Source organism: Actinophytocola sediminis (genome assembly GCF_054779715.1).
This window is the reverse complement of record NZ_BAAGXS010000022.1, coordinates 36,426-49,634: the sequence shown is the minus strand read 5'-3', so window position 1 is coordinate 49,634 and position 13,209 is coordinate 36,426. Positions and strand designations below refer to the sequence as shown.

General features: G+C 71.5%; 11 protein-coding genes. 9 read left to right on the top strand and 2 right to left on the bottom strand.

Translation table 11 applies throughout. The features are described 5' to 3' along the window. Nucleotides 1-604: 604 nt before the first annotated feature. Nucleotides 605-1,438, bottom strand: coding sequence for an HAD-IB family hydrolase (locus ACYVIP_RS15090; RefSeq protein ID WP_460396493.1), 834 nt, complete (start codon nucleotides 1,436-1,438; stop codon nucleotides 605-607). Between the two features lie 435 nt (nucleotides 1,439-1,873). Between ACYVIP_RS15090 and ssd the strand changes: the two genes are divergently transcribed. From ssd to ACYVIP_RS15050, 8 genes are all read left to right on the top strand, one after another. Continuing rightward, on the top strand, nucleotides 1,874-2,974 hold the full coding sequence (gene ssd / locus ACYVIP_RS15085; protein ID WP_460396491.1) for a septum site-determining protein Ssd: 1,101 nt from the start codon (nucleotides 1,874-1,876) through the stop codon (nucleotides 2,972-2,974). A 292-nt stretch (nucleotides 2,975-3,266) separates the two neighbouring features. Then, the gene (locus tag ACYVIP_RS15080; protein WP_460396489.1) at nucleotides 3,267-4,430 is read left to right on the top strand and encodes a TadA family conjugal transfer-associated ATPase; all 1,164 of its coding nucleotides are present in this window, start codon (nucleotides 3,267-3,269) and stop codon (nucleotides 4,428-4,430) included. Beyond that, nucleotides 4,424-5,233, top strand: coding sequence for a type II secretion system F family protein (locus ACYVIP_RS15075; RefSeq protein ID WP_460396486.1), 810 nt, complete (start codon nucleotides 4,424-4,426; stop codon nucleotides 5,231-5,233). Before ACYVIP_RS15080 ends, ACYVIP_RS15075 begins: the two co-directional genes overlap by 7 nt. After that, nucleotides 5,230-5,931: a type II secretion system F family protein gene (locus ACYVIP_RS15070; protein WP_460396484.1), complete on the top strand. Its 702-nt coding sequence runs from the start codon at nucleotides 5,230-5,232 to the stop codon at nucleotides 5,929-5,931. Before ACYVIP_RS15075 ends, ACYVIP_RS15070 begins: the two co-directional genes overlap by 4 nt. Before the next feature lie 36 nt (nucleotides 5,932-5,967). After that, nucleotides 5,968-6,153, top strand: a complete 186-nt coding sequence (locus ACYVIP_RS15065; protein ID WP_460396482.1) for a DUF4244 domain-containing protein — start codon at nucleotides 5,968-5,970, stop codon at nucleotides 6,151-6,153. Further along, complete coding sequence (locus ACYVIP_RS15060; protein WP_460396480.1) at nucleotides 6,153-6,518, top strand: TadE family type IV pilus minor pilin; 366 nt, start codon at nucleotides 6,153-6,155, stop codon at nucleotides 6,516-6,518. Before ACYVIP_RS15065 ends, ACYVIP_RS15060 begins: the two co-directional genes overlap by 1 nt. A 17-nt stretch (nucleotides 6,519-6,535) precedes the next feature. After that, a complete protein-coding gene (locus ACYVIP_RS15055) occupies nucleotides 6,536-6,976 on the top strand; it encodes an Rv3654c family TadE-like protein (protein ID WP_460396478.1) in 441 nt (146 codons plus the stop codon). 201 nt (nucleotides 6,977-7,177) lie between these two features. After that, on the top strand, nucleotides 7,178-7,810 hold the full coding sequence (locus ACYVIP_RS15050) for a bifunctional DNA primase/polymerase (protein WP_460396476.1): 633 nt from the start codon (nucleotides 7,178-7,180) through the stop codon (nucleotides 7,808-7,810). Between the two features lie 484 nt (nucleotides 7,811-8,294). Here the strand turns inward: ACYVIP_RS15050 and ACYVIP_RS15045 are convergent, their stop codons facing one another. Beyond that, nucleotides 8,295-10,634, bottom strand: a complete 2,340-nt coding sequence (locus ACYVIP_RS15045) for a DEAD/DEAH box helicase (RefSeq protein WP_460396474.1) — start codon at nucleotides 10,632-10,634, stop codon at nucleotides 8,295-8,297. A gap of 276 nt (nucleotides 10,635-10,910) precedes the next feature. On the opposite strand from ACYVIP_RS15045, the gene ACYVIP_RS15040 reads away from it, so the two are divergent. Further along, nucleotides 10,911-13,205 carry a sodium-translocating pyrophosphatase gene (locus ACYVIP_RS15040; RefSeq protein WP_460396472.1) on the top strand — a complete coding sequence of 765 codons (2,295 nt, stop codon included), beginning with the start codon at nucleotides 10,911-10,913 and terminating at the stop codon, nucleotides 13,203-13,205. Nucleotides 13,206-13,209 lie beyond the last annotated feature (4 nt).

Genomic DNA, 13,209 nt, shown 5'->3' with positions numbered 1-13,209 from the left:
CCCCCACCCCATACCCGCCAGCCCACCACAGACCCCCACCAACCGCAGACGTCCCCCACCGCAAGCCAAACCAAAGCAAGCCCCACCCCAAAAAATGAAACAAGAACCCAAAAAGCCCGCTAGTAAATCCCCAAATCCCACACGCCGGGTCGGCAAAAAGCACGCACCGTGGGGGTCTGGGGGGTCGCCCCCCAGAAATTGAACTGGGCGATCCCGTCCGCGCATTCCGCGGACAGAGATCGCCCAATCGCCCAGCACGGAACGCTCGGGTTACCAAGCGTGCAACTGTGTCGTACCTACCTGGCCTCGGCGTCCGGCGTCCCGGTACGCAGTCCCTTGACGACATGCCTCCCGCGGCTTGCTGCGCGTGGGTGCCCGGTGTTCCGTGCACGGAGCCCCACCCGGGGTGGTCGGGAACTTCTCTTCCGCTCCGGCCCTGGCCGGTCGGGGGTCCGCAGGTCCTTTCTACCCAGTGAGGGAGGTCACTTCAAGCCCACATTGGGGTGCACCGTTAAAGAGACCGACAGGTGTCGACGAATACCTGTTCTGGGCGTATTCTGTGGGCTCTTTCCGCAGCTCATCGGGTAGTTTCCCGCTGGATCGATCAGCGCCTGCGCCTGCGGTGGATGCCGTACCAGGTCGCGCCGGCGGTGGCGATGGCGCCGATGCCGATCGCGGTGACCGCGACGGTCGTGCCCGACGGTGTCGTGAAGCGGGAGCGCAGCGACACCGGCTTGGTGAACTCGAGGATCGGCCAGCCGCGTTCGAGCGCCAGTGCGCGCAGTCCCCGGTCGGGGTTGACCACGGTGGGGTGGCCGACCGCCTCCAGCATCGGCAGGTCGGTGATCGAGTCGGAGTAGGCGTGGCTTTCGGCGAGGTCGTAGCCGTGCTCGGCGGCGAGTTCCTTGATCGCGGTGGCCTTGTTGTCGCCGTAGCAGTAGAAGGCGATCTCGCCGGTGTAGCGGCCGTTGGTGGCGACCATGCGGGTGCCCATGCTGTGGGTGGCGCCGATCATCTCGGAGATCGGCGTGACGATCTCGTCGCCGGAGGCGGAGACCACGACCACGTCCCGGCCCTCGTCCTTGTGATCGGTGATCAGTTCGGTGGCCTCGGCGTAGACGAGCGGGTCGACGATGTCGTGCAGGGTCTCGTCGACGATGGCCCGGACCTGCTGGATGTCCCAGCCGGTGCACAGCGAGGTGAGGTGGGCGCGGATCCGCTCGACCTGGTCGGCGTCGGCGCCGGAGGCGGCGAACACGAACTGGGCGTAGGCGCCCTTGAGCACGGCCCGGCGGTTGATGAGCCCGTTGCGAAAGAAGGGTCGGCTGAAGGCGAGGGTGCTCGACTTGGCGATGATGGTCTTGTCCAGGTCGAAGAACGCCGCCGCCCGTAGCGGTTCGCGATGGGGTTGCGCTGGGCTTTCACCGCTTCTTGTCACCGGGCCAGCATAGGAGCGGGCGATCGTTCGTGCTGGCGAGCCAGGCTGGCGAGACATCGGATGTCTGTATTGGGCAAGCCGGCGTTGAGCAAGTTGCAACCACAGCGTCGATGGGACGGGATACAGTGGTGGCGTCCAGCTTTTGCTGGGCGGGTTCAGCCCGACCCCCCGGGGCTGAACCATTGACGACCCCCGTCCCTCCCCCCTGACGGGGGTCGTCCCTCATCCGGCCTATGTCCACTTGGGACAAACGACCGATCCTACTCCGGCCCGCCGACAATTCGCTGCTCGCGACGGCCTCGCCGGGGTAGTTGTCCACAACCGCTGGCGTTGTCCACATGTTGATCTTCTGCGGTTGAGGCGTGGCTGGTTCGCACCGATCGTGTTGCTGGAGGCCGGGAACCCGCCTGGCCACGGACACGATCGGGGATTCAGGTGGAGCAGATCCGCCCGCTGGCCTTCGTCGAGGACGAGGACCTGCTCGACGACGTGCTGAAGCTGGCGGCCGCCGCCGGCTGCGACCTGGAATGCGTGCCGGATGTCGCCGCCGCCCGGCCGAGCTGGTCGACCGCACCGCTGGTCGTGCTCGACGCCGAGGGGGCCGGCGAATGCGACCGGGCCGGGCTGCCACGACGGGACACGGTGTTCCTGGTGTCGGCCGAGCCGGCCGAGCAGCGGCTGTGGGAACTGGCGGTCGACATCGGCGCCGAACGCGTGCTCGAGCTCCCCGGCGCGGAGACCTGGCTGGTGAACGCCATGGCCGACGCGACGGAGGCCCCCGCACAGACCACCGGCAGAGCCGTGGCCGTGGTCGGCGCGCGGGGCGGCGCCGGCGCGTCGGTCTTCGCCGCCGCGCTCGGCCTGACCGCGCTGCGCACCGGCCACGACGCCCTGCTGATCGACTGCGACCCGCTCGGCGGCGGCCTGGATCTGGTGCTCGGCGCGGAGACCGAACAGGGCCTCCGCTGGCCGGACATGCACCTGAGAACCGGCCGGGTGGCCGCGTCGTCGCTGCACGACGCCTTGCCGACCAGGACGAGAGGCAAGGCCCGGCTCACGGTGCTTTCCGGTGCGCGCAAGGGCGTGTCGCCCGCGCCGGAGGCGGTGGCCGCGGTCCTCGAGGCCGGCCGGCGCGCGGGCGAGACCGTGGTCTGCGATCTGCCGCGCGCGCCTGACCAGGCCGCCACCGCCGCGCTGTCGCGCGCGGACCTGACGGTGATGGTCGTCCCTGGCGAGGTGCGCGCGTGCGTGTCCGCCCGGCTGCTCGCCGAACGCCTGTCGGAACTGGGCGTGACCGTGAGCCTGATCGTCCGGGGCCCCTCGCCCGGTGGCCTGACCCCGGAGGAGGTGGCGAAGGCCGTCGGCCGCCCGCTGCTGGCCGCCATGCGGCCCGAGCCCTACCTGCCCCAGTCCCTCGACCGAGGCGACTTCGCCCCGCGCCCGAGGGGACCGCTGACCCGCGCGGCCCGCACCACGCTGGCCGAACTGTCCGCCCAACCGCCCCGCGAGCCCCGAATCCTGCGAGCCATCCCATGACCAGCCCCATCGACCAACCCGGTCAAGCGCCCTGTCCCCACTGTCGCGCCCTGCCCTACCCGCGGGGCCTGGCGGCGGTAATCGACCTGGCCGAACGACGCCGAACAGCCCGGCTCACCGGCGGCCGCACGCCTGTTCGCCGCGGTCCGTGCCCGCCGGTGCGCTGCCGCCAGTGCACCCCCGGCCCGTGGCAGTGCCTGGCGACCGCCACCACCCTGTGCTCTCCGTGCGGCGGCGGGTCGGCGGCATGACCACCTCCAACACCCCGAGCCGAACCCCGAGTCGAGGCACCATGAACGACACCACTCTGGTCGACCGCGTGCGCGGCCGGCTGGCCAGCACCGCCACCGAGATCACCTCGGCGGTCGTCGCCGAGGCCGTCCGCGCGGAAGCCGGCGGCGTCGTCGGTGACGTCGACATGCTCAGCGCGCTTCGCCTGATGCGCCAGGAGTTCGTCGGCGCCGGCCCGCTTGATCCCCTGCTGCGCGCCGACGGCGTCACCGATGTCCTGGTCACCGCGCCGGACGAGGTCTGGCTCGACGGCGCGGGCGGCCTGCGGCGCACCGAGGTCACCTTCCCCGACGAGGACGCCGTTCGCCGGCTCGCCCAACGCCTCGCCCTCGCCTGCGGCCGCCGACTCGACGACGCCCAACCGTTCGTCGACGCCTGGCTGCCGGTCGGCGTGCACGGCCGCGTCCGGCTGCACGCGGTCCTGCCACCGATCGCCGCCGACGGCACCTGCCTGTCACTGCGGGTACTCCGCCGGGCCGGCCACACCCTCGAGTCGCTGCGCGGGCTCGGCACCTTCGACGCCCTCGGCCACCGGCTGCTCATCGCCATCGTCGACGCCCGGCTCGCGTTCGTGGTCACCGGCGGCACCGGCGCCGGCAAGACCTCGCTGTTGTCCGCACTGCTGACCAGCGTCGACCCGCTCGAACGCATCGTCTCGATCGAGGACGCGGGTGAGCTGGCGCCCGACCATCCCCAGTTCGTCCGCCTCATCGCCCGGCCACCCAACGTCGAGGGCGCGGGCGAGGTGAGTCTCGCCGACCTGGTGCGTCAGGGCCTACGCATGCGCCCCGACCGACTCGTCGTCGGCGAGGCCAGAGGCCAGGAGATCTGCGAGCTGCTCAGCGCACTGAACACCGGCCACGACGGCGGTGCCGGCACCGTGCACGCCAACTCCCCGGCAGAGCTCCCCGCCAGGATGGAGGCCCTCGCCGCGCTGGGTGGCCTGTCCAGATCCGCCCTCCACAGCCAGTTGGCGGCCGCCTTCCACGTCGTGCTGCACATGCGCCGGCACGCCGACGGCACCCGCCGCCTGTCCGAGATCGGCGTACTGGACCGCCACCAGCACGACGTCCGAGTGCTCCCGGCCTGGCGCGACGGCGACCCCACCGCCACCGCCGAACTCGCCGACCTGCTGCGCGCCAGGGGAGTGACCCCACCATGGTGAGCGCCGCCGTGCTCTGCCTGGCCGTGCTCTGCTGGCCAACCCGGCCGACGAGCACCCGCCTACACACCCTCCGTCCGCCCGCTCGGCCCCGCTGGCGCAGGCGCCCGCCACGCCCCGGCGCGGTCACCCTCACCTGCGCCTCGGTCGTCGTCGGCTGGCTCATCGCCGGCCCGCTCGCCGCCGCGGCGGCCGCGCTGACCACGGCGACCGCCATGCGCCGCTGGCGCGCTCGCGGCGACCACACCCGTTCCCTGACCGCGACCGAAGGCATCGCCGACGCGACCCGCTCCCTCGTGGCGGCACTACGCGCCGGCGCCCACCCGGCCGACGCCGCCGAGTCGGCCGCCGAGGACGCCCACCCGTCGGCCGCCGGGCCGATGCGCGCGATCGCCGCCGCGGCCCGGCTGGACGGCGACCTCGACCGAGCCATGCGCACGGCCGCCACCGGTCTGCCGACAACGCTGCCGACCGTGCTCGCCCGGCTCTCTCGCGCCTGGGCGCTGGCCCAACGCCACGGTCTGCCGCTGGCCGACGTGCTGGACGCGGTCGTCCGCGACCTCGACCAACGCGTCCGGTTCACCCGCCGGGTCCTGGCAAACATGGCCGGGCCACGCACCAGCGCCACCGTCCTCACCGTGCTGCCCGCCCTGGGCATCGCCATCGGCCAGCTCATCGGTGCCAACCCACTGCACGTGCTGACCGCCACGCCCGCCGGCCGGGTCATGCTCCTACTGGGTGCGGTGTTCCTCTGCGCGGGTATCGCCTGGTGCGCCCGCCTGACCAACCAGGCGGTGGCCAGATGACCTCGACACCGCTCCTCCTGGCCGCCGCCCTCGTGCTCACCGTTCCCGTCGCCACGGCGAAAGCCCGCCTGAAAACCCTCCACGGAGCCAGCACGACCTGGACACCGAACCCCCGCCACACCCGCGTCGCCCTCGCCACGTCCCTGGGTCTGCTGACCGCCGTCCTGACCGGGCTGCCCCAGGGCCCACCGCTCGGTGCGCTGGTGGCGGCCGCGACCTGGTGGCTGGCCCGCCGGTCGACTCGCACCCGGGTCCCCACCGCCGATCCGCTCGCCCTCGCCGCGACGTGGGATCTCCTTGCCGCCTGTCTACGCGCCGGCCTTCCCGTCGCTACCGCGGTGACCGCGGTACTCGACGACTTACCCGACCACGCGGCGAAGGCCTTACGGGCCACCGCCGACCTGTTGGCCATGGGTGCCGACCCGGTCGACGCCTGGCTGCCGGCGATGCGCTGCCCGGACACGGCGGCGCTGGCCAGAAGTGCCCGGCACACCACCCGCTCCGGCACCGCACTGGCCGACGTGGTCACCACGTTGGCGACCACCGCCCGTGGGCACGCCGCCGACGCGGCCGAGGCCATGGCCCAACGAGCCGGCGTCCTCATCACGGCGCCGCTTGGCCTGTGTTTCCTGCCGTCCTTCGTCTGCCTCGGCGTCGCCCCGGTGGTGACCGGCCTGGCCACTCATCTGTCCACCTGAGAAAGCAAGCACACCCACTTACCGGGAGAACCCACAATGCTGACCCCGCCCCGCCCGCGCCGCGAGTTCCTCCTCGCCGACGACGGCTCAACCACCATCGAGTACGTGATAACCATGCTCGCCGCGGCCGCCCTCGCCGGGATTCTCCTGCTGGTGATCAAAGGCGGCGAAGTGATGATGAAACTGCGGGCGATGATCGATCAGGCCTTCTCGCTGAACTGATGCCCGCCCCTGGAAAGCCCGACAACGACAGCGGCATGGTCACGGTCGAGGCGGGAATGGTCTTCGCCGGTTTCGTACTGGTGCTCGCACTGTGCCTGAGCAGCATCGCGGCGGCGATGGACCAACTGAAGTGCACCGACGCCGCACGAGAGGCCGCCCGCCTCACCGCGAGGGGCGAGCAGGACAAAGCCGTGTCCACCGCCCGCCAGATCGCCCCGGACGACGCGGTCGTGCGGATCAGCACCACCGGCGACAAGATCCACGTCTCGGTGACCGCCGCCCCGGCCAGTGGCCTGATCCCCGGCCTGGAACTCAGCGCCGACGCCTATGCGATCGCGGAACCCAACCCGGAACAACTTCCCTGACCCAAGGAGCCTCCACCATGACCGAACGCCCGGACACCACCATCCCCACCGCCATCCCCACCGCGCGCGACGGGCCGTCGACCGACCGGGGGTCGGCCACTCTGGGGGCCGTCGGCGGGATCGCGGTCGTGCTCGTGGTGACCGTCGCCGTCTTCTGGGCGGCGGCCGCCGTCGACACCAGACATCGCGCGGCGGCGGCCGCCGATCTGGCGGCCCTCGCCGCTGCCGCCAACGTGATCAGCGGCGAACGGTCGGCGTGCGACAAAGCCCGGTGGGTCAGCACCCGCATGCGCGCCACCATGAAGTCCTGCCGGCTCGCGGGCTGGGACGCATTCGTGGAGGTCACCGCGTTACCGCCCGGCGTGCTGGTCAGTTTCGGTCCGGCGGCGGCCCGGGCCAGGGCGGGGCCAGCCGAACAGAACTCCGGTCCAAGGCGAACGGTCGTCTCCGCACGGTAAGCGGCAGGTCCCTGGTCGAACATCCTGCGACGACCGGTGCGAGCGGCTTCAGCCCGTCATCTTTTCGTTATTCGCTCACCGTGCCACAACGACCAGTTGTCGACAGCACATTACGTAGAACGTCCGCTCTGTCGTTAAGTGAGTTGCAGAGCGCCTCGCAGTGAAGCGAGCGCTCGAAGCACAAGGAGGCATGTACCCGACATGTTGGATACGGAATGGTCGGACAGCTGGCGCGGAGCGTTCCGCGTCGAGCTGCGGGCCCAGGCCATCGGCCTCGCGTGGCGCGGCTGGTCGGTACTGCCCGGCACCTATCCGGCGGGCTCGCACTGGGCGGGCCGTGAGCACACCGAGGACACCGGGCCGCACCCCGTCCACGAGGACTGGCAGGACCGCATCGGCTCCGCACCGGAGCAGGTCGCCACCTGGTGGAGCGGTCACCCCTACAGCGTCCTGCTCGCCACGGGTGTCACCCTCGACGCCATCGAGGTCCCCGGCCACCTCGGCCGCGCCGCCGCGCGTGAGCTCCGCGCGGTCGGGCTGCCCGTGCCGATCATCGCGACGCCGGACGACCGCTGGACCTTCCTGGTCGACGCCGGCCAGCCGCTGGCCAGCACGCTCGCCGACCTCCCCGACCTCGTCCACCACACGGCCGGCAGCTACGTCCCGCTGCCGCCGACCCCGCTCCAGCACGGTGTCGTGCACTGGCGGGTCCGTCCCGAGGTGTGTGGCTGGCAGATGCCGGCCTCGAGCATCGTCCAGGACGCGCTGCTCGACGCACTCGCCCACGACGTCACCTCCGCCCGGCCGGTCGCCGGGCTGGTGACCGCGGACTAGAGACGACCGGCACCGCGGATGAGTGGGCTGCGCTCCGCTGTGCCAGCAACACCGGCTTCGCCGGGAGCACCCTCCCGGCGAACGCGCGGTGGGCGCGCACAGAAATGTCGCGCCACCGCGAAGAAACCCGTTCCATCGGTCCACGCCGCTCCCGCAACCAGGCGGTCGGACCAGGAACGGGCGGCATGTCAGGCGCTCGCTGGAGGAAGCGGCCTCCCGCAGCGTGATCAACACCGGGCCATCGGCGATAACCTGGCCCCAGGGATGGCCATCGCACACGGAGGGCTCAGCCTCCCCGAAATCTCCGTGCGTGATGGGCACCCGGCCGATGGCGACCACTGGTCACGTGACGACCCGAGCGGTAGCAGACCGCTCCTCGCGCGCCTGGCGTAACGCAACGCGCCGGGGGACACCGGAACCCGCTCCGGCCCCCGGCGCGTTGCTTCAGCCGAACCCAGAAGTCCACAGAGTCCACAAAGGACAGTCAGGCCGCTGTCCGCTCGGCGTCGACGACCCGCAGCACCTCGGTCAGCACCGCCACCGCACCCGCCTTGTCCAGCGGCTCGTTCCCGTTGCCGCACTTGGGAGACTGCACGCACGACGGGCAACCGGCCGGACACTCGCACGCGGCGATCGCGTCCCTGGTCGCGGTCAGCCATGGCACCAGGGCCGCGTGCCCACGGTCGGCGAAGCCGGCGCCACCGGGATGTCCGTCGTGGACGAAGACCGTCGCCTCACCGGTGTCGGGATGCAGTGCGGTGGACACCCCGCCGATGTCCCACCGGTCGCAGGTCGCGAACAGCGGCAGCAGACCGATCGCCGCGTGCTCGGCCGCGTGCAGGGCGCCGGGCACCTCCGCCGTGGACAGCCCGGCGGCCGCCAACACCCGCTCGCTCAGCGTGTACCAGACCGCCCTGGTGTGCAGCGTCTGCTCCGGCAGGTCCAACGGCACCTGGTCGAGCACCTCGCCGGTCGGCAGCCGGCGCAGGAAGCCGACCACATGTGAGGTCACCGCGACCTCACCGAGACATACCGACACCTCGTCGGCGAACTCGCCGTGCGTCTCGGTCGACAGGACCGAGATGTCCACGACCGTCCTCGGCTGGGTCGTCCACTCCGGATCCTCCTGGTGCACCAACGCCAACCCCGACTCCAGGTCCAACTCGTCCACCACGTACGACGTCCCCTGGTGCAGGTACACCGCCCCGGGATGCACCGTGGTGAACGACGAGCCGAAGTCGACCGTGCCCAGCATCCGGCCCGAGTCGCCCTCCACCACCGCCACCTGGTCCCCACCGGAACCCCGGATGTCCACAGTGGAGTGCGGGCGGTCGCGCGCGGTCCAGAACCAGCCCGTCGGCCTGCGGCGCAGCGCGCCGTCGGCCACCAGGTCGTCGAGCACTCGGCGCACCGCGCCCGGCGCGCCGAACGCCGGCAGGCACGCCTCGGTCAGCGGCAGCTCGGCCGCGGCGCAGGCCAGCTGCGGGGCCAGCACGTACGGGTTCGACGGGTCGATCACCGTCGCCTCGATCGGCTTGTCCAGCACCGCCGTCGGGTTGTGCACCAGGTACGTGTCCAGCGGGTCGTCGCGGGCCACGAACACCACCAACGCGCCATCGCCCGCCCGGCCCGCCCGGCCGGCCTGCTGCCAGAACGACGCCAGCGTTCCCGGATAGCCGGCGACCACCACCGCGTCCAGCCCGGCGATGTCCACCCCCAGCTCGAGCGCGTTCGTGCTCGCGACCCCCAGCAACGTCCCGTCGGCGAGCGCGCTCTCCAGCGCCCGCCGGTCCTCCGGCAGGAACCCCGCCCGGTACGCCGCCACCCGCGCGGGCAGCGAGGCATCCACCTGCGCCAGCGCGTGCCGCGCGGTCAGCGCGGTCAGCTCCGCCCCCCGCCGCGACCGGACGAACGCCAACGTCCGCGCGCCCTCGACCACCAGGTCGGTCAGGATCCGCGAGGTCTCCGCCCCCGCCGACCGCCGCACCGGTGCGCCGTTCTCCCCGGCCAGCTCCGGCAACAGCGGCGGCTCCCACAACGCCACCGTCCGCGCCCCGCGCGGCGAGGAGTCCTCGGTCACCGCCACGCACGGCACCCCGGCCAGCAACGACGCCGACGCCGCCGGGTCGGACACCGTCGCCGAGGCGAGCACGAACACCGGATCCGACCCGTACCGCAGCGCGACCCGCCGCAGCCGCCGCAGCAGCAACGCCACGTGCGAGCCGAATACCCCCCGATAGCCGTGACACTCGTCCACGACCACATGGCTGAGCCGCCGGAAGAACTGCGCCCACCGCGCGTGCCCCGGCAGGATCCCGCGATGCAGCATGTCCGGGTTGGTGAACACCCACCGCGAGTACGCCCGCACCCAGTCCCGCTCCGACATCGGCGTGTCCCCGTCGAAGGCCGCCGCCCGCACGGCCGGATCGGCCACCGCCGACAGCGACCGCAGCTGGTCGGCACCCAACGCCTTGGTCGGCGACAGGTACAGCGCGGTCGCCTTCGGCCGCGCGGCCAGCGTCGCCAGCACCGGCAACTGGTAGGCGAGCGACTTCCCGGACGCCGTGCCGGTGGAGATCACCACATGCCGTCCGGCCCACACCTGCTCGGCCGCCTCGGCCTGGTGGGCCCACGGCGCGTCGACCCCACCCCGCGCCAGCGCCGCGCGCAGCGGCTCGGGCACCCATGCCGGCCACGGCACCTCGGTGGCCGCGCGTGCTGGCAGCTCCCGCACATGCCGCAGCGGATTCTCCCCAGCCGGCACCCCGGCGAGCACACGCTCGAGTAACCGGGTGCCTCGGCCAACGGCTGCCTGCGTCCCCACGGCCAGGAGCTTCGCACACGGCACCGACAGGTCAGGCGACGCCGTCGGCGCCGAATTCTGGATCGATACTCTGGATCGATCATGGCTGGCCAGCCGAAAGCCGCCGAAAACCCACTTGTCGGGACGGCTCGCGGGCGGCGTGAGTCCAACCAATAGACTCCGCCGTCGTCCCATCAATACCTGGTGGCGCACCCGTCCCGAACAGGGACTTTGCCCCGGCCGCTCCAGGCCGGCCGGTGATCGCGCCAACATCAGGCAGAAGTACCTGGAGGCCCGATGTCCTGGCAGTACCTAGCGGAAGGCCCGCCGCTGACCGGCGGTGATCGCGGCGTCATCGTCGTGGTGGCCGTGATCGCTCTCGCTGCCCTCGCCGTTGGCTACGTGCTGCTCAAGGAGGTGCTGGCCGCAGGCCAGGGCACCTCGAAGATGCAGGACATCGCCAAGGCCGTACAGGAGGGCGCCGGCGCGTACCTGAAGCGTCAGCGAAACTCGCTGATGATCTTCGGGTCGATCGTGTTCGTCGTCCTGTTCTTCCTGCCAGCGGAGGGCTGGGGCGAGCGGATCGGGCGCTCCCTGTTCTTCGTGATCGGCGCGGTGTTCTCGTTCGGCATCGGCTATCTCGGCATGTGGCTGGCCACCCAGGCCAACCTGCGGGTCGCCGCCGCCGCACGGGAGGAGGGTGGCCGCGAGATCGCCATGCGCGTCGCCTTCCGCACCGGTGGTGTGGTCGGTATGGCCACCGTCGGTCTCGGCCTGTTCGGCGCCGCGGTCGTGGTGCTGGTCTACGCGGGCGACGCGCCCAAGGTGCTCGAGGGCTTCGGCTTCGGCGCCGCGCTGATCGCCATGTTCATGCGGGTCGGCGGTGGCATCTTCACCAAGGCCGCCGACGTCGGCGCCGACCTGGTCGGCAAGGTCGAGCAGGGCATCCCCGAGGACGACCCGCGCAACGCCGCCACCATCGCCGACAACGTCGGGGACAACGTCGGCGACTGCGCCGGCATGGCCGCGGACCTGTTCGAGTCCTACGCGGTGACCCTGGTCGCCGCGCTGATCCTCGGCTCCACCGCGTTCGGTGCCCAGGGCCTGCTGTTCCCGCTGATCGTGCCGGCACTCGGCGTGATCACCGCGGTCATCGGCGTCTACATCACCCGCGCCAAGCCGGGCGAGAGCGGCCTGACGGCGATCAACCGGTCCTTCTACATCTCCGCGGTGATCTCCGCGCTGCTGTGCACCGTCGCCGCCTTCGTCTTCCTGCCGAACTCGTTCTCCGAGCTGACCGACTCCGCCGAGCCGAACCTGGTCGGCAGCCCGGCGCTCATCGCGGCCGTCGCGGTGATCATCGGCATCGTGCTCGCCGGCGTGATCCTCTGGCTCACCGGCTACTTCACCGGCACCGAGTACAAGCCGGTCAAGGACGTCGGCAAGTCCTCGCTCACCGGCGCGGCGACCGTGATCCTCTCCGGCATCTCGGTCGGCTTCGAGTCCGCCGTCTACACCGCGCTGGTCATCGGCGCCTCGGTCTACGGCGCGTTCCTGCTGTCCGGCTCGCTGTTCGTGGCGCTGTTCGCGATCGCGCTGGCCGGCTGCGGCCTGCTGACCACGGTCGGCGTCATCGTCGCCATGGACACCTTCGGCCCGGTCTCGGACAACGCGCAGGGTATCGCCGAGATGTCCGGTGACGTCGAGGGCGAGGGCGCGGCGATCCTGACCGAGCTGGACGCGGTCGGCAACACCACCAAGGCGATCACCAAGGGCATCGCGATCGCGACCGCCGTGCTGGCGGCGACCGCGTTGTTCGGCTCCTACCTGACGGCGATCACCGACGCGCTGATCGAGGCGTCGTCGAACCTCGACCTGACCGACTTCATCGTGTTCAGCCCCGACGTGCTGGTCGGCATCCTGATCGGCGCGGCCGTGGTGTTCATGTTCTCCGGTCTCGCGGTCAACGCGGTGTCCAGAGCAGCGGGCGCGGTGGTGTTCGAGGTACGTCGTCAGTTCCACGCCAACCCCGGCATCATGGACGGCACCGTCCGCCCGGAGTACGGCCGCGTGGTGGACATCTGCACCCGCGACTCGCTGCGCGAGCTGGCGACCCCTGGGCTGATGGCGGTGCTCGCGCCGATCGCGGTCGGCTTCGGCCTCGGCGTCGGTCCGCTGGCGGGCTATCTGGCCGGCGCGATCGCCACTGGTACGTTGATGGCCGTCTTCCTGGCCAACTCCGGCGGCGCGTGGGACAACGCCAAGAAGTTGGTCGAGGACGGCAACCACGGTGGTAAGGGTTCCGAGGCGCACGCGGCGACCGTCATTGGTGACACTGTCGGTGACCCGTTCAAGGACACCGCCGGTCCGGCGATCAACCCGCTGATCAAGGTGATGAACCTGGTCTCGCTGCTGATCGCGCCGGCGATCGTGACCTTCTCCGTCGGTGCGGACGCCAACGCCGGTCTGCGAGTGACCATCGCGGTCGTCGCCGCACTGTTGATCATCGGTGCGATCATCGTGTCCAAGCGGCGCGGCACCGCGATCGCGGAGGACCCGGCGGACACGCCGGTCGCCAACGGCGTCTCCTGAACCA